The 23209-nt window shown below is 54.6% G+C and carries 21 protein-coding genes and 2 tRNA genes; 8 read left to right on the top strand and 15 right to left on the bottom strand.

Annotated elements, in window-relative coordinates; translation table 11 throughout:
- Nucleotides 1-46: 46 nt before the first annotated feature.
- The 3 genes from ABGA49_RS04350 to ABGA49_RS04340 form a co-directional block, all read right to left on the bottom strand.
- Entirely contained in the window at nucleotides 47-2233 is a 2187-nt protein-coding gene (locus tag ABGA49_RS04350) for an EAL domain-containing protein (RefSeq protein WP_347665187.1), read from the bottom strand.
- Between the two features lie 206 nt (nucleotides 2234-2439).
- A tRNA-Ala gene (locus tag ABGA49_RS04345) sits at nucleotides 2440-2515 on the bottom strand.
- A 41-nt stretch (nucleotides 2516-2556) separates the two neighbouring features.
- Nucleotides 2557-2632: transfer RNA gene (locus ABGA49_RS04340), tRNA-Ala, on the bottom strand.
- A 219-nt stretch (nucleotides 2633-2851) separates the two neighbouring features.
- On the opposite strand from ABGA49_RS04340, the gene ABGA49_RS04335 reads away from it, so the two are divergent.
- Complete coding sequence (locus ABGA49_RS04335; protein WP_061493849.1) at nucleotides 2852-3211, top strand: YfeC-like transcriptional regulator; 360 nt, start codon at nucleotides 2852-2854, stop codon at nucleotides 3209-3211.
- 1 nt (nucleotide 3212) lies between these two features.
- Nucleotides 3213-3608, top strand: a complete 396-nt coding sequence (locus tag ABGA49_RS04330) for a YfeC-like transcriptional regulator (RefSeq protein WP_347665186.1) — start codon at nucleotides 3213-3215, stop codon at nucleotides 3606-3608.
- A 42-nt stretch (nucleotides 3609-3650) separates the two neighbouring features.
- Here ABGA49_RS04330 and ABGA49_RS04325 read toward each other — a convergent pair whose 3' ends face one another.
- Nucleotides 3651-3992, bottom strand: coding sequence for a RamA family antibiotic efflux transcriptional regulator (locus ABGA49_RS04325; RefSeq protein ID WP_061493847.1), 342 nt, complete (start codon nucleotides 3990-3992; stop codon nucleotides 3651-3653).
- 38 nt (nucleotides 3993-4030) lie between these two features.
- Nucleotides 4031-5146 carry an MBL fold metallo-hydrolase gene (locus ABGA49_RS04320; protein WP_271044649.1) on the bottom strand — a complete coding sequence of 372 codons (1116 nt, stop codon included), beginning with the start codon at nucleotides 5144-5146 and terminating at the stop codon, nucleotides 4031-4033.
- 176 nt (nucleotides 5147-5322) lie between these two features.
- Between ABGA49_RS04320 and ABGA49_RS04315 the strand changes: the two genes are divergently transcribed.
- Complete coding sequence (locus ABGA49_RS04315; protein ID WP_061493845.1) at nucleotides 5323-5913, top strand: TetR/AcrR family transcriptional regulator; 591 nt, start codon at nucleotides 5323-5325, stop codon at nucleotides 5911-5913.
- The gene (locus tag ABGA49_RS04310) at nucleotides 5903-6268 is read left to right on the top strand and encodes an MmcQ/YjbR family DNA-binding protein (protein WP_061493844.1); all 366 of its coding nucleotides are present in this window, start codon (nucleotides 5903-5905) and stop codon (nucleotides 6266-6268) included. The genes ABGA49_RS04315 and ABGA49_RS04310 overlap by 11 nt, the downstream gene beginning before the upstream one ends.
- On the opposite strand, the gene ABGA49_RS04305 is transcribed toward ABGA49_RS04310, so the two are convergent.
- A complete protein-coding gene (locus ABGA49_RS04305; protein ID WP_347665185.1) occupies nucleotides 6265-7137 on the bottom strand; it encodes a helix-turn-helix transcriptional regulator in 873 nt (290 codons plus the stop codon). The two genes, ABGA49_RS04310 and ABGA49_RS04305, sit on opposite strands and share 4 nt — an antisense overlap.
- Before the next feature lie 108 nt (nucleotides 7138-7245).
- Between ABGA49_RS04305 and ABGA49_RS04300 the strand changes: the two genes are divergently transcribed.
- Nucleotides 7246-8670, top strand: coding sequence for an MFS transporter (locus ABGA49_RS04300; RefSeq protein WP_347665184.1), 1425 nt, complete (start codon nucleotides 7246-7248; stop codon nucleotides 8668-8670).
- 59 nt (nucleotides 8671-8729) lie between these two features.
- Nucleotides 8730-9527, top strand: a complete 798-nt coding sequence (locus ABGA49_RS04295; protein ID WP_061493842.1) for a PhzF family phenazine biosynthesis protein — start codon at nucleotides 8730-8732, stop codon at nucleotides 9525-9527.
- Here ABGA49_RS04295 and ABGA49_RS04290 read toward each other — a convergent pair.
- Nucleotides 9516-10385, bottom strand: coding sequence for a DMT family transporter (locus tag ABGA49_RS04290; RefSeq protein WP_061493841.1), 870 nt, complete (start codon nucleotides 10383-10385; stop codon nucleotides 9516-9518). The genes ABGA49_RS04295 and ABGA49_RS04290 overlap by 12 nt on opposite strands.
- Before the next feature lie 126 nt (nucleotides 10386-10511).
- Entirely contained in the window at nucleotides 10512-11909 is a 1398-nt protein-coding gene (pheP, locus tag ABGA49_RS04285; protein WP_061493840.1) for a phenylalanine transporter, read from the bottom strand.
- Nucleotides 11910-12194: 285 nt separating this feature from the next.
- Here pheP and ABGA49_RS04280 point away from each other — a divergent pair, with 285 nt between their 5' ends.
- Nucleotides 12195-12581 carry a VOC family protein gene (locus tag ABGA49_RS04280; RefSeq protein WP_061499834.1) on the top strand — a complete coding sequence of 129 codons (387 nt, stop codon included), beginning with the start codon at nucleotides 12195-12197 and terminating at the stop codon, nucleotides 12579-12581.
- A 42-nt stretch (nucleotides 12582-12623) separates the two neighbouring features.
- Here ABGA49_RS04280 and ABGA49_RS04275 read toward each other — a convergent pair whose 3' ends face one another.
- The 3 genes from ABGA49_RS04275 to ABGA49_RS04265 all read right to left on the bottom strand — a co-directional run bounded on the left by ABGA49_RS04275 (nucleotide 12624) and on the right by ABGA49_RS04265 (nucleotide 15971).
- Nucleotides 12624-14564, bottom strand: a complete 1941-nt coding sequence (locus ABGA49_RS04275) for a methyl-accepting chemotaxis protein (protein WP_134317846.1) — start codon at nucleotides 14562-14564, stop codon at nucleotides 12624-12626.
- A gap of 302 nt (nucleotides 14565-14866) precedes the next feature.
- Nucleotides 14867-15127: a DUF2534 family protein gene (locus tag ABGA49_RS04270; protein ID WP_061493838.1), complete on the bottom strand. Its 261-nt coding sequence runs from the start codon at nucleotides 15125-15127 to the stop codon at nucleotides 14867-14869.
- A gap of 319 nt (nucleotides 15128-15446) precedes the next feature.
- Nucleotides 15447-15971: an N-acetyltransferase family protein gene (locus ABGA49_RS04265; RefSeq protein WP_347665183.1), complete on the bottom strand. Its 525-nt coding sequence runs from the start codon at nucleotides 15969-15971 to the stop codon at nucleotides 15447-15449.
- 96 nt (nucleotides 15972-16067) lie between these two features.
- On the opposite strand from ABGA49_RS04265, the gene ABGA49_RS04260 reads away from it, so the two are divergent.
- Complete coding sequence (locus tag ABGA49_RS04260; RefSeq protein ID WP_061493836.1) at nucleotides 16068-16922, top strand: LysR family transcriptional regulator; 855 nt, start codon at nucleotides 16068-16070, stop codon at nucleotides 16920-16922.
- Between the two features lie 71 nt (nucleotides 16923-16993).
- Here the strand turns inward: ABGA49_RS04260 and ABGA49_RS04255 are convergent, their stop codons facing one another.
- The 4 genes from ABGA49_RS04255 to betC form a co-directional block, all read right to left on the bottom strand.
- The gene (locus tag ABGA49_RS04255) at nucleotides 16994-19201 is read right to left on the bottom strand and encodes a TonB-dependent siderophore receptor (protein ID WP_347665182.1); all 2208 of its coding nucleotides are present in this window, start codon (nucleotides 19199-19201) and stop codon (nucleotides 16994-16996) included.
- 53 nt (nucleotides 19202-19254) lie between these two features.
- Complete coding sequence (locus ABGA49_RS04250) at nucleotides 19255-20340, bottom strand: YncE family protein (RefSeq protein WP_347665181.1); 1086 nt, start codon at nucleotides 20338-20340, stop codon at nucleotides 19255-19257.
- A gap of 317 nt (nucleotides 20341-20657) precedes the next feature.
- Nucleotides 20658-21602, bottom strand: coding sequence for a choline ABC transporter substrate-binding protein (choX, locus tag ABGA49_RS04245; protein WP_347665180.1), 945 nt, complete (start codon nucleotides 21600-21602; stop codon nucleotides 20658-20660).
- Between the two features lie 2 nt (nucleotides 21603-21604).
- On the bottom strand, nucleotides 21605-23146 hold the full coding sequence (gene betC / locus ABGA49_RS04240) for a choline-sulfatase (protein WP_347665179.1): 1542 nt from the start codon (nucleotides 23144-23146) through the stop codon (nucleotides 21605-21607).
- Nucleotides 23147-23209: the final 63 nt, after the last annotated feature.

Here is a 23209-nt window from a genome sequence, read left to right as displayed (position 1 = left end):
GCCGGATGGCCTTGAATATTGAAAACCGGGGATAGCCCCGGTTTTTTTATCTCTCCGCCAGCGGTTGCGGTTTCCCTAATAAATAACCTTGCAAATAATCGACCCCGGCTTGCAACAGCAGTGCGCGCTGGGCTTCGTTTTCCACATACTCCGCCACCACTGTCAGCGACTTCCCTTTCGCCACCTCGCAGATGGCTTTCACGATCATCACATCCTGAGGATCGTTCAGAATATCCCGCACGAAACAACCGTCTATCTTGATGATATCCGCCTGCAAGCGCTTCAGACGTTCAAAGTTCGCATAGCCGGTACCAAAATCGTCGATAGCAATTTTGAAACCGGCTTCGCGCAATCGTTGAATGTTGTGAATACTCACTTCAGAGTGCGAAAGCGCCTGCTCTTCGGTGATCTCAATGATCACCGCCTGCGGCGACACGGCATAGCGGTCAAAGAGAGAAAGAAGCTGCGCAACAAAATCGTTCTGCATTAGCGTTAACGGCATCAGATTAACCGAAAAGCGCGCGCAACCGTGTGGGCCAGGATGCTGCTGCATCCATTGTAGTAAGCGATCCACCACTTGCATATCAAAACGGGTGCTCAAATTGAACTGCGCAATCACCGGGATAAACTGGTCCGGCGTGAGCAGCTCGCCATCACAGACCAGCCGGCTGAGGATCTCCTGATATCCGATACCTTGCGCATTAACGATAGGCTGACCATAAAGCACAGTGCCGTTGTTATCCAGCGCCCGCTTCACTTTGTTGAGCAGCAGGACCCGATCGGTGGTCTGGTCGGTCACCTCTTGCAGACTATTGGTGAGCGCCAGTACCTGCTGCCCCAGGGAGGCCTGTTCCGAAAGCCAGCTTAACTGCCCCAGCGTGTGATGCAGCTCTTTCCCTGAAGCCTGTAATTCTCCCCACGAGATACCAAACTCAATATCCAGCGCAGTGGCGTTCCAGTAGATACGACGGCTATTAAGATAACGCACCATATGTTGCAAACGCCCGGCGATGTCTGGCCCGTTCAGTTTTAACAGCAGTTCATTTCCGGGAAGCTGAAAGAGGGTTTCTCCCTCCTGCAGTAAGGGTTGCAGCTCACGCGTTACGCTGCGTTTTACATGCACGCGCATCATCATGCCAAAATGGCGACTCAGGAATTCCACATTCTGCATATGCAAGCAGCAGACAATGCAGGAGGACTGAGCGTCGAGCATTTTTTCCAGTGCGCGCAGGTTGGGCAAGCCGGTTAAAGGATCGGTCATTGCCTGGGCCTGCCAGCGCCCTTTCAGCCATTCGCTATGGGTATAAATGCGCATCATATACAGCATAGAAATGGTGAAACAAATCAATACCGACATCACAAACGCCAGCGAATAGTCGGAATGCACGCCGTGCAGAAAGCTGTCGTTATATACCATCAGCGCGAATGCAGCGCATCCCCAACACAACATCAAAAGTGGATGGCTTAACCTGCTGATGCCAAAAGTAAAGAGAATAAACAGAACCGGCACCAGGTAGCCCGCAATATACTCGGACTGATAAGGGAGACAGAGGGTAATAACCATGGCGATCAGCGCTGCGATCCAGAAAAGGGTAAACAGACGCTTCTCTGCTGAAAGCCAGGGTTTAATACTCTGTCGCCAGAATGTGCGGAAAAAATGAGGATTAATCATCATCCTTAGCGGAAAATATATAATCATCGTGAATATTAGTGATGCAACAATCAGGCTCTGAATATCAATAATGGAATAAATAACGGAACTGGAATTAAAAAATCCCGACAAATGAATTGGATAGTTAAACCAGATACCCGCAATATACATTGAACATTTTATGCCGAGCGGAGCAATAAACCCCAACCATAAAATACGGATCCCCATATCTTTATTCGGGATGCCATGACGCCAACGCGAACCGAGCCGCCAGCGGACGACCGCGCAGGCCAATAGAACAGGGAATATCTGGCAAAATAGTAGCACCGCCGCCTCTATTCCCGGTAAATGCAGAACGCTCTCGTTTATCAATGCGAAACCGAGAATAACAGGCACAACACCATGCCGCCCAAAAAGTAAAATAATGGCCAGCATAACGCTTAACGGCAACCAGGCCAGATAAATATCGCTGGCATTGACCACCGTTTTCGGCGAAATAATACGGGAAACAGGGACGGCGATCAGACAAAGAATTAATGCCAAAAGGAATTTTCGCACATAACTGTCATTTCGGTTCTTCATTAAAATAATGCGCAAACTCCTGACCGGGAAAAGGGTAAGTAGCCGGATAATAGATTTATTCGTTTTATGGATCAAGTTACCAGGCCAATAAACACTCTTAGTCTTTTCTGAGGTTAACCACCTAAGATTTGTTAAAACAGCCTGAGTGCAATTGACAGAAGCTCAGAAACGAAAAACCCCCGCGTAAACGCGAGGGTTTGAGATTTTGGTGGAGCTAAGCGGGATCGAACCGCTGACCTCTTGCATGCCATGCAAGCGCTCTCCCAGCTGAGCTATAGCCCCACAATGTTTCTTTACGCGCCAAATCCGTTGGGTGCGGAATTTGGTGGAGCTAAGCGGGATCGAACCGCTGACCTCTTGCATGCCATGCAAGCGCTCTCCCAGCTGAGCTATAGCCCCATTGCGTAAAGCGTGTCGTGTTGACGGGCGGCATAATATGAATTCCCTTGCCAGGTGTCAACGGCAAAATCTCTCCGCCTTATTCAATCGCTGAAAAAGCATGCAAATGAAAGACATTGCGCGCCTGGTCGCAACCAGTAGTTAAACCTGTCACATTTTCCTGTTAAATGGTGCTATAACATAAGTCATTAATTACCCTTACAACCACTCGGGAATTACATGCTCAAGGAACGAATGACCCCAGACGAGTTGGCAAGCCTCACCGGTTACAGCCGCCAGACAATCAATAAATGGGTGCGCAAAGAGGGATGGGTAACGTCCCCCAAACCTGGCGTACAAGGCGGAAAAGCCCGCCTGGTCCATGTGAACGAACAGGTTCGCGCTTTTATTCTCAGTGCCCAACGACCGGAAGAACACACCGTTTCCGGCGCTATGTCGCACGACACATCCCTCGAAATGTTGCTTATCACGCTGGTGAAAGAGATGACCGACACCGAGCAAAAGCAATTCTCCTCTCTGTTAATACGTGACGGTATTACCGGGTTATTACAACGCCTGGGTATCCGCGAACAGAAATAAGATGATGAAACTAGCCAGCAAAATGACCACCGAAGAGTTAGCGGATTTTATCGGCGTCGCAAAGCAGACCGTGAATCGCTGGATCCGTGAACAAGGTTGGCAAACCGAAAATTTACCCGGTGTAAAAGGTGGGCGCGCCAGACTTATCCATATCAATAAAGATGTACGCAACTTTATTATGAAAACGCCCACCATGCGCCAGCGAACCACCTCCTATTCCATCGCCGAACCTTCCGTACCGTATGGCGCAGCAGAAAGCACCCCACTGCGGGAAATCATGAAGGTTCTGAATAATATGACCCCCGACGAGCAGCACCAGCTTGCGCTATTACTGGCGCGTGAAGGCATTTGCGGTTTCTTAAACCGGCTGGGTATTGCGCAAACCGTGGAGGAGTAAAAAAAACCGGCTCAAAGTAGCCGGTTTTTTTATCACTGACCATCAGTGCGTGTGCTGATGATTCTCACGCCGGTAAGCTCCCGGTGGCAGATTGAACGTGCGGGTAAAAATACGCGTGAAGGTTTGCTGCGAATCAAAGCCATATTTCAGACAAATGTCGTAAACCCTCTGATCGGTATCGCGTAAATCCCGGGCTGCAAGCGAGAGTTTACGCTCGCGAATATAACGCCCTAAACTCTCTCCTTTGTACTGCAAGAAAAGCCGCTGCAAATGCCATTTGGAATAGCCCGCATGCGCTGCAATATCATCAATACGTAATGGTTGATGGAGATTGTCGTCGATCCACTCGACGATGGTGTCGATAACCTGAGCGGAAATAGTCATACTGCGCTCCCCCTCTGCTCTTCGATTAGTAAACGGGTTTATTCCCACCAGGCGCGAAAGCGTTGCGCGCTGTCAGCTGCAAACACAGGCTCGCCCAGTCTCGGTGTCAGTAAGCGATAACTTTTGCCAAGGCTCGCTGCCGCCAGCCGTTTGTAGGGATCATCCCAGGTATGTTTTGCCAACACAAAACGCCCCGCGTGGCCCGGCAGAACCGCACGTGCATTAAGCTCCTGCGCCGCTTGTGCGGCCTCTTCCGGCATCATATGTATGTACTTCCAATCCTCGTCATACTGGCCGTTTTCCATAATGGCGACGTCCACTGCGCCAAAGTGTTCGCCTATGGCTTTAAAATGCGGGCCATAGCCGGTATCCCCGCTGTAGTAGACCTTGCGTTCCGGTGTCACGAACATAAAGCTTGCCCACAGCGTCTGGTTACGCTTCAGACCACGTCCGGAGAAGTGTCGCGCAGGCAGCACATGCACGGTGAGATCATCACTGATGGCCACTTTCTGCTGCCAGTCCGCTTCCTCAATAATTGCCGGATCCATCCCCCAGTAACGCAGGTGAGACCCCACGCCAAGCGGCGTCACCACGCGTTTAATTTTGGGCATCAGCGCTTTGATGGTGGCGTAATCCAGATGGTCGTAATGGTCATGAGAAATAATCAGCAGATCGATTTCCGGCATGCTTTGTGCCGTCCACGCCTCATTGCCTGCAAACGCTTTATTGAGGAACGAAAACGGTGCTGCATAGTCGCTCAGAACCGGATCGATAAGAATGCGTTTACCCGCCAGTTGCAGATACCAGGAGGAGTGTCCCATCCACACCAGGGTATCCTCTGCCAAGGGCAGACTGGCAAGATCGGTGTGCACTATCGGTAAGGGTTGTTGCGGGCGCGCGTTTTCGCGTTTAGTCACTAAAAAGTCCCACCACGCGGCCAGCATATTTTTCTTTCCGGTAAAGCCCGGCGTAGGCAACGTGTTCTGGAATTTGCCATCGTGATAATTCGGCGATTTTTCGACTGCCGTCAGTTGCTCACCCTGCGGCAACTGACCAAAACCGGCACTCAGAACAAACGGTAAACTTGCGGCGGACGCAACGAGCATAACAAGAACCACGCTGAGAATGAGACGCTTCATATCCTTACCCGACAAAATCGATCCTTTCCCTGGATACGACGCTGGTTAAACTTGATTATGAGTGAGTAAGCACTCATTATAGAGGGGAGCAATAAACCGTCAAGATGATTTTTTTATTTGACATCCGACGTTGCAGCGTTACAGAGGGCGTGTTTCAATCGTGGTTTTTATAGCGTGAGAGGAAAAGTGGAGTGGCTCGTCCAAAGAGTGAAGACAAAAAAATGGCGTTACTGGAAGCGGCAACCAAAGCGATTGCAGAGTCAGGGATCGCGGCCTCAACCGCGTTAATAGCCCGTAATGCGGGCGTCGCTGAAGGCACGCTGTTTCGCTACTTCGCCACCAAGGACGATTTGCTGAATGCGCTTTACCTGCACCTGAAAACCGATCTCTGCGGTACCATGCTCGACAACCTCGATCGCACCATCAGCGATCCGAAAGAGCATACGCACTCTATCTGGAACAGTTATATCGACTGGGGCATTCGCCACCCTTGCGGGCACCAGGCTGTACGCCAGATCGCGGTGAGCGAAAAACTCACCCCGGAAACCAAACAACAGGTGACAGACATCTTCCCGGAACTCCATGAACTTTGTCATCGTTCGGTGCTGCCCATCTTTTTAGACGGCGAGTTTGCCCCCTTCGGCGATGCCATCTTCCTGTCGATGGCGGATACCACCATTACCTTTGCCGGCCGCGACCCTTCCCGCATGAAAGAGATCAAACGCCTCGGTTTTGAAGCGATGTGGCGTGCACTGGCGTCAGAGGAAAAAGATGGACAGTAAAACCCTGCAGGCCACTGCCCATCGCCTTGCACTGGCGTTGCCCTTTACCGAGCACTGCTGGCCTTTCGGCCCGGAGCATGATGTGTTCAAAGTGTGCGGTAAGATTTTTATGATGACCACCACCGCCCACGGCAGGCCGATGGTGACGATGAAGGCGGAGCCGCAAATGTCGCTGCTCAACCAGCAAATTTACCCCAGCATTGAGCCGGGATACCACATGAACAAGAAACACTGGATTTCGGTGTTTGCCGGTGAGGAGATCGACGAGTCGCTGCTCGCCTCGCTGATTCAGGCCTCATGGGATCGAGTAGTGGACGGCTTACCGCGTAAAGATCAAAAACGTCTGCGCCCTTAAGCGTTTGCCGCCAGCCATTTCAGCGCGTGTTCGCCCTGTTCATCCACCGGCAGGTAGACCAGCAGGCGCGAACCATTACGCGGCGCAGAAAACCAGTACATCTGCTGAAGCGTAAACTCACCCAGTTGCGGATGAACAAACTGCTTCAGTTTATTTTCCACTCCGCGCACATCCAGATATTTGTGCCACAAGGCTTCAAACTCAGCGGAGGCCGCACAAAAGCGCGCCAGTTTGGTTTCCCACAATGGGTCGCCACGGTGTTCCGCCATTGCCGCGCGAAAATAGGCGACAAAGGTTTGCAACACGCTTTCATGCTGACCCAGACGGCTACGCCACTGCGGATGGGTCAGATAGAGGTAAATACAGTTGCGGTCTTCTTCTGCCATTTCGCCGAAATTCACGCCCATCAGGCGCTCAAAAGCGACGTTCCACGCGACAATATCAAAGTTGGTTTTCTGAATACTGGCAGGCTGTGGCAACAGGCTATCCAGCAAACGACGCGTCCCTTCGCTGATCCCTTCGCACTGCGGCGCATTGAGCGCCTCTGCTGGCGTCAGTCCTGCCAGTAAAAACAGATGTCGCGTTTCCGTCGGCGAGCACTGCAATGCGCTGGCGACCGCCTGCAAGACACTGGCGGAAGGGTTCATCTCTCTGCCCTGCTCCAGCCAGGTGTACCAGGTGACACCCACATCGGCCAGTAACGCAACCTCTTCCCGGCGCAGGCCCGGCGTACGACGACGTCCGCTGCGCGGCAATCCAAGCCGCTGCGGATCCAGACTTTCCCGGCGCGCACGCAAAAATGCGCCCAGTTGTTTACGGTTCTCTTCCTGAACCGTCAGTTCGGGTTGCCGTTCCGCCATTAACGTCATAAACACCTCCAGCATGGTAGTGCCAGTACCAGTATGGGCAAGAACTGGTACCCGTTTATTCAATCAGCGATGCTACGTCTATCTGATGAATGACGCAATGGAGTTACCATGAATACGTCTGCTGTTTCACCTAGCCGGGCCGGTCTGATCCTGCTGTTAACAGGGCAGATGCTGCCACTTATCGACACCTCCATTACCAACGTGGCGCTCGACTCCATTACGCTGTCGCTGCATACCTCCGCCACCCAGTTAGCGTTGATTGTGGCGCTATATGGCGTCGCCTTTGCGGTTTGTCTGGCCATGGGGAGCAAACTGGGCGACAACCTTGGGCGCAGGCGCGTGTTCTTATGGGGCGTGACGCTGTTCGGTATTGCGTCTCTCTTGTGCGGGCTGGCGGATTCCATCTCTGCGCTCCTGGCGGCCCGCACGCTGCAAGGCATGGGCGCGGCGCTGATCGTGCCACAGATCCTCGCCACGTTGCATGTCACGTTAAAAGGCACCGCGCATGCCCGCGCCATCAGCCTGTACGGTGGCATTGGCGGCGTCGCCTTTATTATCGGTCAGATGGGCGGGGGCTGGCTGGTTTCGGCGGATATCGCCGGACTGGGCTGGCGCAACGCCTTTTTTATCAATGTGCCGATTTGCCTGTTGGTGCTGGCGCTCAGCCACCGCTATATCCCGGAAACCCGCAATGAAACACGCTCGCGTATCGACTGGCATGGCACGATCGCACTGGCGCTGATCCTCTGCTGCCTGCTGTTCCCGCTGGCGCTCGGTCCGGAGTTACACTGGCCATGGCCCACGCAGGTCGCATTGCTGGCACTTTTCCCACTGGTTTTGTGGATGCGCGCCAGTGCGCTGCAACAACAGCGTGCTGGCCTGACGCCCCTGCTGCCGCCGCGACTGCTTAAACTGCACAGCATCCGTTTTGGTTTATTGATCGCCCTTCTCTTCTTTAGCGCCTGGTCCGGGTTTATGTTTTGCATGGCGCTCACTTTGCAGGCTGGCATGGGGATGACGCCATCGCACTCCGGCAACAGTTTTGTTGCCCTTGGTATCGCCTATTTTGTCTCAGCCTGGTATGCCCCCAAACTGATTGCGCGTTACAGCATGCGAACGATTCTGCTCACCGGGTTAGCGGTTCAGGTCGCCGGGTTACTGGCTCTGATAGCAACCTTGCAGCTTTCCGGCCAATGGGTGGGCGCACTGGCACTGGCCCCCTCTACGGTGTTGATTGGTTACGGTCAGGCGTTGATTGTGAACAGTTTCTATCGCATTGGTATGCGCGATCTCACCGCCAGTGACGCTGGCGCAGGCAGCGCGCTGCTCAGCACATTGCAGCAGGCGACGTTAGGGCTTGGGCCTGCACTGCTCGGTGGATTGTTTTTGCATCTCGTCGGGCAGTCGCACGGCAATTACAGCACTGCGATGAGCGGTTTTCTGGCAACGGAAGTGTTGATGATGCTCATGCTGGCAGTGGCGGCTATTGGTGCGCGCCGCCAGTTAGCGCCGCACTGCCCAGCGAACTCATAACTACCCGCTCCGTTGAAAACAGGATAATGTTATATCTTTGTTATTAAAGGGAGCACACGGTGAAACTCGATATCTACCAGGTGGATGCGTTCAGCGCGCGTCCTTTTTCCGGCAACCCGGCAGCGGTTTGTATTACGCCGCATGGACTGGATGCTGCGTTAATGCAGCAAATTGCCGACGAAATGGCGGTGTCAGAGACAGCATTCTTCAACCTTGCAGATAACAACCTGCGCTGGTTTACACCGCTGGCGGAAGTGGAACTCTGTGGGCATGCCACACTTGCGACAGCACATGTGCTGCATCAGACCGGGCGACTTGCGGCAGGGGCAACGGTCACCTTTCAAACCCTTTCCGGCCCGCTGTCAGCAAGCGTGGTTCGCCGCGGTATTCAGCTTGATTTCCCACTGCTAACCCCGCAAATGGATAGTGCTCCGCCGCAGGCTTTACTGAATGCGCTTGGGCTTTCATCCGCCCAGGTCTGCGATTACGGTACTTTTGGCGCAAAACAACTGGTCGTGGTGAGCGACGCGCAAAGTGTGCGCACGCTGAGCGTCGATTTTCAGGCGCTCCGCGCCCTGTCTGGTCGTGGCGTGGTGGTCACTGCTCCCGGCGAGGGTGAGTACGATCTGCTGTCGCGCTATTTTGCTCCATGGGTGGGGGTCGATGAAGATCCGGTCACCGGCTCCGCGCACTGTGCCCTGGCGGCATACTGGTCGGCCCGGTTGGGTAAGCGCTCGCTTACCGCTTACCAGGCCTCGCGTCGCGGCGGTGTACTGACTCTGGAGCAAACAGCGAATGACCGCGTGTTGATGACCGGCGCGGCGCATACCGTCCTGGCTGGCACACTACAACTTTGACGGCAGCCGCGCGACCATACGCCAGCGGAACCAAATCTGTGCCAGCAGGATCAACACCCCGCCGATAATTTTTTGCAGCGGCAAACGCTCACCGTACCACAAGGACGCGGCAATGACCGTCAGCAGCGGCTCCAGCACCATAATGATGGCAGCACTGGCGACGGCAGCGTATTTCTGACCTTGCAACTGCAGCGCAAAACGCAGACTGGTGGCAATAAAAATACTCGCCACCAGCCACATCCCGGTGGCGGCGGTCAGAGGTTGTGTCCACGCCTCAAACAACGCGGAAATCGCTAACCCGGCAATGCCGGTTACCGCCAGTTGTACGGCGGTCAGCGGCAACAGCGGCACTTCTCTGGCGCAGCGGCTGGTGTAACAGAAGTTAATTGACTGCACGAACGCAGTGAGCAGAAACCAGCCCTGGCTGGGGTGAAACGTAATCGGCGTATGCAGGCTAAGTAGTGCAAGGCCGATAATCGCCACCGGCAAACACTCCCAGTACGCTCGCGCGGGACGGGTATTCATCATCGCCCACGCCACCAGCGGCACAAACAGCATCGACAGGCTCATAATAAATGCCCCTTCGCCCAACGATGGCGTGGTCGACACTGACCAAATCCACAAGCAGAGGTTAAGCGCCATCCAGAAACCGCTGATCAATACCTGGCGAAGTTTCGCCAGCGGAATGCGTTGTTTAAGGCAGAAAGGCAGCAGCACCAGCGCCGCGCCAAAAAAACGCAGGCCGAGAAAAGCAAAAACCGGCATGCCGGAAATCGCCTCACGCGAAAAAATCCAGCCACAGGCGGCGATAAGGGTGGTGAGAACCAGTAACAGGTCGGCTTGTCGTTGCCGGGTCATGCCATAACTCCTGAAGCCATAAAAACGCCAGCGCGAACGGCTGGCGACATCATTGTATGCATCATGCCTGAAAAATCAGGCACTGGCCTGGAAAATTCCCGCCAGGTGAGGCGGGAACAGAGAGGATTAGGCGCGGGTACCTGAACGACGCAGCAGTTTAAAAGCCGCGAAAAGAAACAGGATCCACAGCGGCAACAGCACCGCCGACAAGCGCATATCCTCAATGGTGTACATCAGCACCAGGATCAGCAACATGAAACCGATACACAGATAGTTTCCCGCTGGAAAGAGCAGTGCTTTGAACTGCGGATCGCGCCCTTTGCGCCGCATGGCGGCACGAAACTTCAGGTGCGCCAGCGAGATCATGATCCAGTTCAGCAGCAGCGTCGCCACCACCAGCGCCATCAGCATACCAAACGCTTTCTGCGGCAGCAGGTAGTTCACCAGCACCACGAATGAGGTGATAGCGCCGGAGAGAAACAGGGAATTCACCGGCACACCGCGACGGCTCACGCGCGTCAGAAAGGCGGGAGCATTCCCCTGCACCGAGAGGCCAAACAGCATGCGGCTGTTGGAGTAAACACCGCTGTTATAAACCGACAGCGACGCCACAAGAATGACGAAATTAAGCGCAGATGCTACCAGGTTACTGTCCAAATCATGAAAAATCATCACAAAAGGACTGCTATTCGCTTTGACATCAATCCAAGGATAGAGCGCCAGCAACACCACCAGCGACCCGATATAAAACAGCAGAATACGGTACACCACCTGGTTGACTGCTTTGGGAATGGTGGTATGCGGCTCGCTGGCTTCCGCCGCAGTAATACCGATCAGCTCAAGCCCACCGAAGGAGAACATAATCACCGCCAGCGACAGGATCAAACCGTGCCAACCGGTGGCGAAGAAGCCGTTATAGCGCCAGAGGTTATCAATGCTGGCGCGCTCACCGCCGTGGCCGGAGAACAGCATCCACAGGCCAAAACCAATCATACCGATGATCGCCAGCACTTTGATCAGGGCAAACCAGAACTCTGTTTCGCCATACAGACGCACGTTAACCAGGTTAACCGCATTGATGATGACAAAGAAAGCAGCAGCCCAGACCCAGGTCGGCACCTCCGGGAACCAGTACTGCATATAGATCCCGGCGGCGGTCAGTTCCGCCATGCCCACCAGCACAAACATCGCCCAGTAGTTCCAGCCGGAAAGGAAACCGGCGAACGGCCCCCAATATTTGAATGCAAAATGGGAAAACGAGCCGGATACTGGCTCTTCCACCACCATTTCGCCAAGCTGGCGCATAATCAGAAAGGCGATAATCCCGGCAATGCCATAGCCCAACAATACTGCCGGTCCGGCCATCTGAATAGCCGGGCCAATGCCAAGAAATAATCCGGTGCCAATCGCGCCGCCCAGCGCAATTAACTGAATATGACGATTCTTCAAACCCCGTTGTAATGTCGGCGCTGTTTCCGACGCGGCATCGGTGATATTACCCGCTGCCTGAGACGCGTTTTTCACGTCCTTCCCCTTTGTGTTTTATTGAAGGGGCACCTTTTAACATCTCAGGTCAGGCCTGGCAAGAAATGGCGCTGCCGCCCCGTCATGCAAGAACGAAAATTCCGCTGAGGTTGAGTTGTTGGCGAACCACTGCAGGTGTCAGTCGAGAAAACTTGCACAACCGAGCAAATAAAAACTACTATTAATAGCCACAATTGAACACAATCAAGCAAAATCGAGCAATCAATGCTGTTCGGCCAGCCGCAACGTTTGTCACCGCGGTTATCACGTTTTGGGAGGGAGATCTTGAACATTGCACACGTGGCGCTTTGGACGCGCCATATCGAAGCGCAGCGTACATTCTGGCGCGACTTTTTTTCCGCCACCAGCAACGAGAAATATGTCAGTAAAAATCGTGCCGGTTTCGAATCTTACTTTATCTCGCTGGCGCACGGTCCCACCATCGAACTGATGGCGCTGCCTGAACTGGCGAACGCACCGGCAAATCCGGAATTCGTCGGCTGGGCGCATATTGCTATCGCCGTGGGTAATGTCGAACAGGTGGATAAGATGGCGCAAAAAGCCCACCAGCAAGGGCGGCTGGCAAGCCCGGCCCGTTGGACTGGCGATGGGTTCTATGAAGCGGTGATCACCGACCCGGATGGCAACAGGATCGAACTGGTCGCCGAATAATGAGCAACAGGGAGCCCGGCAATCCGGATTCCCTGCACTGCCTTACACGTGCAAGCGGAACTGCTGCACGCTCTGCGCCAGCTGTTCGGCCTGTTCTTCCAGCGACGTCGCCGCGGCGGTCATCTGCTGAACCAGGGAGGCGTTCTGTTGCGTTACGCCATCCATCTCGTTCACCGCGATAGTGACCTGACCAATGCCTTTGGCCTGCTCATCCGAGGCACTCACGATCTCACTGATGATCGACTGCACGGAGTTCACCGCCTGCGTCATCTCCTGCATGGTTTTACCGGCATCGTTCACCAGTTGTACCCCGGCTTCTACCCGCTTACTGGACTCCTCAATCAGCGCGCCGATATCTTTGACCGCATCGGCGCTGCGCTGCGCCAGGTTACGTACTTCAGACGCCACCACCGCAAATCCACGGCCCTGTTCACCCGCGCGCGCCGCTTCAACGGCAGCGTTAAGCGCCAGGATGTTGGTCTGGAAAGCAATGCTGTTAATGATCGCCGTGATGTCGCCGATTTTCTTCGCACTGTCGTCGATTTGCGCCATGGTATCCACCACCTGACCGACCAGCGCTTCACCGCGGCTGGCGATTTTGGTGGCGTTAGCGGTGAGCGCCGTCGCATTGTGCGCGTTGTCGGCGTTATGTTTCACCGTGGCGCTGAACTGCTCCATGCTGGCTGCCGTCTGCTCCAGCGCCGCGGCTTGCTGCTCGGTGCGTGAAGAGAGGTTAATATTACCGCTGACAATCTCGCCCGCCCCCTGACGTACTGAATCGCTGGCGTCTTTAATTTTCCCGACAATACTTCGCAGTTGATCCTGCATGGTGTGCAGTGCATAAAACAGGCTGCTGCGGTCACCTGGTTTAACCTCGATGAGGTTATCAAGCTTGCCGTCAGCGACCGCCAGCGCAATGTTGGCACCTTCCGTCGGCTCACCGCCAATGGGTTTGAGCACTTTGCGGCTAAAGACCAGCCCCAGCAACACACTGACCAGCAGGATGCTGATCACGCCGAGAATAACGGCATTCATCAGTTGACGGTTCGCTGCCGCCATGACCTGACTGACCGGCGCGACCACACCCAGATACCAGCTATCCGTCCCCTCGCCCAGCGAAACAGGCTGCCAGGTGATTAACGTTTTTTCACCGAGGATAGGATCGTCCTGTTCCACCACCTCACTGCTGTAGTTATCGGTCTTACCGGGGTAAGGCTTACTGGTCAGTTTCTTATCCGGGTAGGAAATGACTTTACCCGCTGTCGAGAGCAGCACCGCATAGCCGCCCCCTTCCCAGGGTTTAATCTCGTTCACTTTCTGCTGCAAAGAGGCCAGCGAAATATCGGACGTCACCACTGCATGCAGCTTGCCATCTCTGATGATCGGCGCGGCAACAGAGGTTAACAAGGTTGGCACGCCGTTATAGGCATAGCTATAGGGTTCAATCAATGTATCTTTTTGGCTCTTCTGCGGCAGCAGGTAGTAATCTCCCTGGCCTGGCGTAAAGATCGATGTCAGCGGATGCAAGTTGTACTCGCCGGACTGACCATGATCGACAAAGAAGGCATAGCGCCCTTTTGGCGCCTGACCCGGTTTATCCGCGAATTCCGCATCCCGTCCGTCGTAGGCGTTTTCTTCGAAAATGACCGAAATAGAAAGATAGTCAGGATTGTCATGCAGTGCCGATTCCAGCAGTTTGTCTGCCACTTTACGATCGGTAATGCCGGCTTCCGGAAGGGCAATCATGCTGTGGCCCAGGTTATGCGCCACGTCGCGCGCATAGCTCAGTTGCTGCTGGATTTTCAACGCTTCGCTTTGCGCGATTTTTTGCAGATATTTTTCTGCGAGACTTTTTTGTTCACTGCTGGACTGCCAGCTCAGAACGCCGATGGTCACAACGAAACCAAGGGTGATGGTGATGGCGCCCGTCAGCAGCATTTGCGCGCGGGTGCTCATTTTTTTGGACGCTAATTGTTTGGCCATTACCGCTCTCCTGGAGTCAGCCTGCTACATCATCATGGTCCTTTCAACATGGGCTCCCTTGTAAAAGGGCTATCGGCGTCAGTTTTTTGATCTTTAATTGTTAACAAGACCATTTTACTGGCGTAAAAACGCGCACCATTTCCCAAAATCAGCAGGCTGACAGCGGAGAAAGGTGTAGTGAGAGTTAACAAATCGGCAACTAAAAATTAAATCAGTGTTTTATGCTGCAAGAGAAGTGAGGAACTATTTTTAAAGGCTGTGAGCATGCAAACAGCCCTGACTTATCGCCAGGGCGAGACAATTTAACCGCGATCGTCTTTTGGGCCGAGGAAGTAAAAACCAAACGGCAGCGAACCGATAATGGTGAACATCAGACTGTAAATGGCAACCCAGGCGCCCTGCATAATGAACATTGAGGTCGTCCACTGCGCCATCGGCAGATTGTACTGATCTTCCACCCCCTGGAAGGTCACTTTCGAAATGACGCTCACCGCAATCAGAAAGACGATAACGACCGCAACGATGAACTTTTTCCCCTCGCGGGTACGCAGTTTTTCCAGCATATACCCCTCCTGTTATGTGGCATTTCCGTGCCGCGAGTGTAACCGATCTGCTGTTTAATTGTTGTGAATTATTCAAATAACTCGTGTAAATTCCGGGAAACGATAACCGGTTAACAACCGCATATACTGCGGCTTTACAGCATCAATAAGGAGAAAACAACGCGTAAGGACATCCCGATACGCTGTTTTTCCGTTTCACTTTTTGTGTTGTGCAAATCCGCTAATGACTGGCGCGTCCTGCTGCTAAAGCGCTTAACTGGGTAGGCGAACATTTTGCTGAGCGCATCCCCTCAGCGTTACTGAAAATGCCCGTTTCGCCTTAGATCGTCTGTGGCAACGTATTATCGCCCTCCCCCAACGGGCGCTGCATCAACACCGTATCCAGCCAGCGCCCGTGTTTCATGCCCACACTTTTCAGCGTGCCGATGACGGTAAACCCGGCGCGCGCATGCAGCCGCAATGATCCTTCATTTTCGCTATTACCAATGTTGGCGATCAGTTGTCGGTAACCGTGCTGTTCCGCCCAGGCCACCGCCTGCGACAGTAAGGCTATCCCGGCCCCCTGCTGGCGAAACGTGTCATCCACATAGACCGAATCTTCCAGCGTGTACTGGTAGGCATGCCGTTCGCGGTAACGCGAAAGATAGCAGTAGCCCCGTACGCGCCCTTCATGCACGGCGACATACCACGGCAGCCCGGCATGACGCGTTTTCTCGAGCCTCTGGCGCATCTCTGCTCTGGCCGGCGGCTCGGTTTCAAACGAGGCGACCCCGCAGGCCACATGATGCGCGTAAATTTGTGTGATCGCGCTTAGGTGTTGTTCTTGTGCTTCAATAATGTCCATAATCCAGCTCCCGTCAGGCGTGTTCACCACGCTACCTGTAATGCGGCAAAACAGGCACCGGGTTGTACTTATCACCCCTATAAGGAAAAGTTTGCGATGTCCCATTTCAGCCTCGACCAACTCGCTACTTACAAGCTGGTGATCGCCCGGGGCAGTTTTACCGGAGCGGCGGAAGTGCTGGGGATTTCGCAACCGGCTGTCAGCCTGCAAATACGCCAACTGGAGCAGGCGCTGCAAACCCGCCTGATTGAGCGCTCCGGACGCGGTATCCGCCCAACGGCGGCGGGCGAAACCTTTCTTGCACACTGCGCGCACATTGAGAATGCCGTCACCACGGCGATCCAGTCCGTTGCCATCTACCAGCAGGCCATTAGCGGTCACGTCACGATTGGCACAGGCGCAACGACCTGTATTCACTTGTTGCCTCCGGTACTGCAACAACTGCGCGAGGACTTTCCGTTGCTGACCGTGGGCGTTCGTACCGGCAACACCAGCGATATTCTCCGCGCCGTCGAGGAGAACCGGGTGGATATCGGGCTGGTGACCATGCCAGCCAGCGGTCGCAACCTTGCCATCTCGCCGCTGTTTAACGAATCCTTTGTCGCCATCACCGCAGAAGGACAGCCCCGGCAGGCATTACCGCTGATTGTGTTTGAGTCCGGTAGCAGTACCCGCCAACTGATTGATGAATGGCTGCTGGACAAGGGTGAGCATGCCGCGCCGGTCATGGAGCTCGGCAGTATTGAGGCCATTAAACGCATGGTGCGCGCCGGGCTGGGTTACAGCATCGTGCCGGACGTCGCGGTACAAACTGAGGAAGACCGTCTGGGTTTACGTGTCACACCATTACAGCCGCCTTTACAACGCACACTGGCGCTGGTGATGCGCCAGGACAAAGTGGTAACGCGCGGAATGACGGAAGTGCTCAACGGTTTAAAAAGGCGGGTATAACACCCGCCCCTGATTCAGCAATCGTCGAGGCCGGATACGCGCAGCGCCATGCGGCGCAATACCCCGCAGGCTTAGAAGTCGTAGCTCATCGACACTTTCAGCGCCCGCGCCTCACCTTGATAAATATAGGTGCCGTTGTCTTCGACGCTGGCCCAGTATTTCTCGTTGGTGACGTTATCCACGCCGACGCGCCAGACCATTTCGTTCTTCTCTGCATTCAGGTGCATGCGATAACGCATGCCCAGATCGAGCGTGGTATAGCTGTCAAGTTTCTTGGTGTTGGCATTGTTGGCATACTGCGAACCGGTGTAGTTCACTCTCGCGGTCGCTGTCAGGCCATCAATCGGTTTGATGTCATACTCCGCACCGAGCACGCCATAGAATTTCGCCACACCGATGGGCCGGTTGCCCTGGTTGATGCCATCTTTGGTTTTGGTCAGCTCGGCATCCAGCCAGGTGGCACTGCCGTTCAGACGCAACCCGAGCACCGGCTCGCCGAACACATTCAGCTCAACGCCACGGTTACGCTGCTCGCCATCCAGCGCGTAAATATTGGTGGTGCTGTCCTGAATCCCCACCGGCTTTTTGATGTCAAACAGCGCCAGCGTGCCGCCGATGCGGCCAAAGTCCGTTTTTACCCCCACTTCGTTCTGTTTCGAGTGCGCAATGCCAACACTTTCATACTTGTTGGCAGCGGTTTTCGGTGCCACGCCGCCCGGTTGTAGTGCTTCGGTATGGTTGGCGTAGAACGACACCGTTTCCCAGGGTTTATAGACAATCCCGTAAGTTGGCATCCAGCGTTGCTGGGTGTAACGCGCGGTGGTGGTCTCCGCCCCGGTGGCATTGCTGTAGTTACGCACCCACAATTTCTGGTAACGCGTACCCGCCGTAAATAACAGAGTGTCGTTCAGCACGCCCAGCGTATCGCTCAGGGTATAGCCCTGCGAACGGTAGCGTGCGGTGGTGAGTGGATCAAAATAGTTACCGCCAAACGAGGCATTATCCGGCTTTGTCACCGCCGCGCTGTTGTAAAGGTTGACCGTCGGGTTGGTCGCCGAATCAGACATCCGCCAGGCGATGTTTTCGCGTTTAATATTGGCAGAGTAGGCCAGGTTCACTTTATGGGAGATAAAACCGGTGTCAAAGTTACCCCGTACACCGCCCATGCCACTCCAGGAGTCACTGATACGGTTAGTATCGAGACGGCTAAAGGTTGCATCGCCTTGATCGTTATATAACTTTGGTGCGCCATAGGTGCCCATTTCATGGGCATGTTGACCACCGAACGCCGCATACGCGGTCCAGTCATCGGTCAGATCGTATTCCGCGCGAGCCAGGCCATATTCGTTTTCGATATCGCTATAGGCCCACTGCTGACTGTAATTTTTACGCGTGTCAGGAACAGAGGGAATAAAGTCCACCGCGCTGATGTTGACGCCCATTTCGCCACCGTGGAAGGTCTTCTTCTGGTAACCGAGATCCAGCGAACTGCGAAAACGATCGCCACGGTAATCAAGACCGAGCGAGGCGGCGGTGGTACGACGGTGATCATCTTTTACCGTTGCATCGCCTTCGCGGTGCAACAGATTCATGCGCACGCCAAACTGGTTGTTATCACCATAGCGACGACCGAGATCCAGCGATCCCCCCAACTGTGAACGTGTGGAATAATCCACACCAACACGGGTGATCGGTGCGTCTTCCGCATGCTTCGGTTCAAGGTTAATCATCCCGCCCACACCAGATGACGCCGAGCCGTTCATCAGCGCATTCGAGCCTTTAAAGATTTCGACACGTTCCAGCATCTGGGTATCAACCACCTGGCGTGGCACAATCCCTGCCAGACCGCCCATCATCATGTCGTCGCCATCCAGCTCGAACCCACGAATGCGGTAGGTTTCGGCAAAGTTGCCGTATCCCTGTCCGACCTGAACGCCCGCATCGTTGCTCACCACATCGGCAACGGTTTTCGCTTGCTGATCCTGAACCAGCTTCGAGGTATAGCCGATCACGTTAAACGGCACATCCATCGCCTTTTGTTCACCCAGCACGCCAAGACGCCCGCCGTGTGCAACCTGGCCGTCCAGATAGGCCGGAACCAGTTCGCTGCCGCCAGGTTTAAAATCGCTGTTTGCCGACTGAACAACGATGGTCTCTTCCTTCGTTTGGGTGGTGTTGGCCTCGGTGGTTGCGGCCTGCACGGTGTGCGCGGCAGCACCGATGGCCAGCGCAAGCAATGTCTTGCGCAAAGGGGTGTATGTCTTGTTGCTGTTATTCATCATCGACTCATCGTGAAACGTGTGAAAAACGGCCCGTTGCCGGGCCGGGTTAATTACGGATTCAGGGAAATACGGGCAACGCTGTCCGGCCCGTTAGTAGAGTGATCTTTATTGAATGCCTGTTTGACGGTGACATACAGCGACTGTCCGTCGGCAGAGAGCAGCAGGCTGTTCGGGTGCGGCGGCAAATCCCAGCTCTGTTTTACCGCGTAGCTGGTCGCGTCAAGGCTCAGCACTTTGCCGGATTCACGCTGGCTGATGTAAATCTCATGGCGTTTCGGGTTGAACTTCACCGCCAGCGCATCACCATCAATCTGTTTCAACACCTTGCCACTGTGGATATCCAGTACCAGCGTGATTTTCGCTTTGGCATTGTCGGTCACAAACAGGCGCCCCGTTTCGCTATCTTCGGCAATATTCAGCAGCAGAGCCGGTTTCTCACCGAGCGGTTTCCAGCGCTGCTCGATACGGTTATTGCGCAGGTTCACCACGAGGATTTCGCCGCCGCCATTTGCTACATACAGACGCTGGGTTTGATCAGAGAAATGCAGCCCGGTCACCCATTTACCCGCGTTTTTGATGCGCGCCTTGAGCTTCAGGGTTTTCGCGTCAACGACCCACACCAGCGCCGGATCGGCAACAGCGCCAATATACAAGCTGCCGTTATGCAGCAAAATTTCGCGCGCGCCGTACGGCAAACCTTTTTCGTTGCGTTCCGGGAACAGCGTACGAGACAGCACCTTGCCATTGCGGGTATCAATAGCGCTCACACCGCCGTCCAGTGAGTTGGTGACATAGACAGTGTTGCCGTCCGCAGAGATAGCCATACCAAAGTTTTTCAGATCGGTATGGGTCGCGCCGAGGGTTTTCAACGTGGTCGGATCCAGTTTGTAGACCACTCCGCCCTGCACATCTTTAAATCCTTCCGCGCTGGATACATACAGCGCATCACCTTGCGGGCTGAGCGCCATTTCGTACAGACCACTCGCCAGGTCGCGTTGTTGCATGTTGACCGCTGACGCAGCAACAGGGGGTTTTGGCGCATCTACCGCTGGTTGTGCAGACGTGGTGCTATGGGCGCTGCAACCGGCAAGTGCCAGCGCCGCCAGCAGTGGCAGCGCAGAAGTTTTTATTTTCATCGGGTGGATCCTTTACCGTTAATGTCATTAAGGCAGGCAAGTCGCAGCGTCGCGCCTGAACAGCGCGATCGTTATCAATAAAGGCAGGTTTTAGCCCGGCGCAGCTCGCCACTGCTTTTCAGTGTCCCTGTAAGCGCTAACGCCTACTGTTATTGCGGAAAACGTCCTTGCTGCGCCAACAAACACTAAAGAGAATGAGAACTATACGCATTCTTTTATATCAGGCAAGCACTATTGTCTTCTTCGGATGTTGCGGCGGAGTGGGCACGATGTGAAAGCGCCGGGCAAGATTATTCCCGGCGCGGAATAACGGGGAATTACAGACCCAGCGCTTTTTCAACAGCAGCTTGCCCCGGCTGACCGTCGCGGGTGGTCACGCCATTAAGCCAGCTTTTTAACAGCTCAGGACGCTTAGTCAGCTCCGCTTTCGCTGCCGCCTGCGCCGTTTCCTGCTTGTCCAGCACGCGGCCAATCACCGCATTCTCTATAGCCACATCAAATTTCAGCTGACTGAAGAAGCGGCCGGCATTCGGGCAATCACGGGCAAAATCGTTGCGTGTGACAGTATTGACTGTCGCACTGCCGTAGTTCGCGCCAAAGTACGCATCACCGCCGCTAAGATAGGCCAGTTTGAAGTGTGTATTCATGGCATGCGGCTCCCAGCCCAAAAAGACGATCCACGCTTTACGCTCGACCGCGCGCGTTACCTGCGCCAGCATGCCGCTCTCGCTGGACTCCACCAGTTGCCAGTTTTGCAGGCCAAAATCCTGTTTCTCGATCATCTTCTTCAGGTTCTGGTTGGCGGGTGCACCAGGGGCGATGCCGTAGATCGTGTGGTTAAATTTCGCCGCGTACTTTTGCAGGTCGGCGAAATCCTTCACCCCCGCAGCAGCAACATAATCCGGTACCGCCAGCGTAAAACGCGCAGCAGGCAGGTTCGCCCCCACCACCTTAATCGCGCCGTCGGCCGTAAATTTGCTGATAACCGGCTCCTGCGCCGGCATCCAGTTGCCGAGGAACACATCCACCTGGCCGGTTTTCAGCCCCTGAAAGGCCAGCGCCACAGAGAGGTTCTGGACTTTTTGCTGGTAACCCAGCGCGTTCAGCACCACGCCGGAAAGCGCGTTGGTGGCGGCGATATCGGTCCAGCCGGGATCGGCCTGGGTAATGGTCGCACAGCGGGCGTCATCTGCGGCGATACTGCTCAGTGAAAATCCGCCAGCCAAAGCCAGCAGTACGAGTTTGCTCACGGTGTTGTTCATTGTTATTTTCCTGCCGGTTGTTTTAAAGGATGCGGATAACGGGCAAAAGCTTCCTGTTCATCCAGCGTTTGATGATTGCGAATGTAGCGTTGCGATGCGGCCTGATGCGGTTGAAAGTCCCATTCCGGAATCGCATGCTGCCCGGCTATACGCGTTAAAAAGAGCCGCCGCTGCTGGCTCGCCAGCACTTGTTCACGCAACCCGGAGACGTCCCAATGAGCATCGGCTTCGGCGGCAAACGCCGCGGCAACCTGCTGGTAAGCCTTCTCCGCCACCAGATTGACGCGTTCATGGGGATCGTTATGCAGATGAAAAAGTTGCGGCGCGTCGCTAAAGGAATAGACATATTTCCACGGCCCACGACGGATCATCAGCATCGGCCCCAGCGCACCTTCAGCCAGGTACTCGCTGTAAACGACATCCGGCCCCGGTTCACCACGCAAATGCGGCATCAGGCTGTGGCCATCCAGCGGGGCAATCGCCCGCACATTACCCTCTTCGCCACTCGCCAGTTCGATAAGCGTCGGCAGTAAGTCCACCAGAGAAACGCTCTGCGCAATACGCCGGGGGGCAAAGCGTGCCGGGTTATGCACAATAAAAGGGATATGTACGGCGTTTTCAAAAAAGGTCATCTTGTACCAGAGATCGCGCTCGCCCAGCATTTCGCCATGATCGGCCACCACCAGCACCACGGTGTTTTCCGCCAGGCCGGTCTCCTGCAACGTCGATATGATCTCGCCAAAGCAATCATCCACATAGGCCAGTGCCCCATAGTAAGCGTGCCGCGCACGGCGAATATGTTCATCGCTGAGCAACCCCTCTTCCAGTTGATACATGGCCCGCAAGCGCGCGGAATGCGCATCGTCTTCGACATCTTCCCGGCGCGTTTGCGGCAGATCGACATCGGCATCGTTAAAGCGCTCAAGGTAGCGACGAGGAATGGCAAACGGATCGTGCGGATGGGTCAGCGACAGCAGCAACATAAAAGGCTGCTCCTCCGGGCGACGGGCTGCGTCATACAGCCGCTGGCGCGCCAGAAACAGCGCTTCATCATCAAAATCGAGCTGATTGGTGCGCACACACTCCCCGGCGTCCAGCACCGAACTCATGTTGTGATACCAGTCAAGGCGGCGCTCCGGACGCTGCCAGTCCGGCGTCCAGCCAAAATCCGCCGGGTAGATATCGGTGGTCAGGCGCTCGTCAAAACCATGCAGTTGATCCGGGCCGCAGAAGTGCATCTTGCCGGAGAGCCAGGTGCGATAGCCCTGCTCACGCAGGTAGTGACACAGTGTGGGCGAATCGGCATGAAATTCGGCGGCATTATCATAGACGGCGTTGCGGGAAATAAATTGACCGGTCATCAGCGACGCACGCGACGGTGCGCAAAGCGGGCTATTGCAATACGCAGATTCAAATACCACGCCTTCATCCGCCAATTTATCTATATTCGGTGTCAGACTGACCTTATTACCATACGTTTTTAAGGCGCTGGCGGTTAACTGATCGGCCATCAGAATAACGATATTCGGTTTATTTATAAGCATGCGACGTCCAAAAATAAGATATTCACAAAAAACGTGTTACGTTTATCTCACGCATATTTAGCC

It is taken from the genome of Kosakonia sp. WA-90 (assembly GCF_039871955.1).
Lineage (GTDB): Bacteria > Pseudomonadota > Gammaproteobacteria > Enterobacterales > Enterobacteriaceae > Kosakonia > Kosakonia oryzendophytica.
This window is presented reverse-complemented; position numbering and strand designations above follow the sequence as displayed.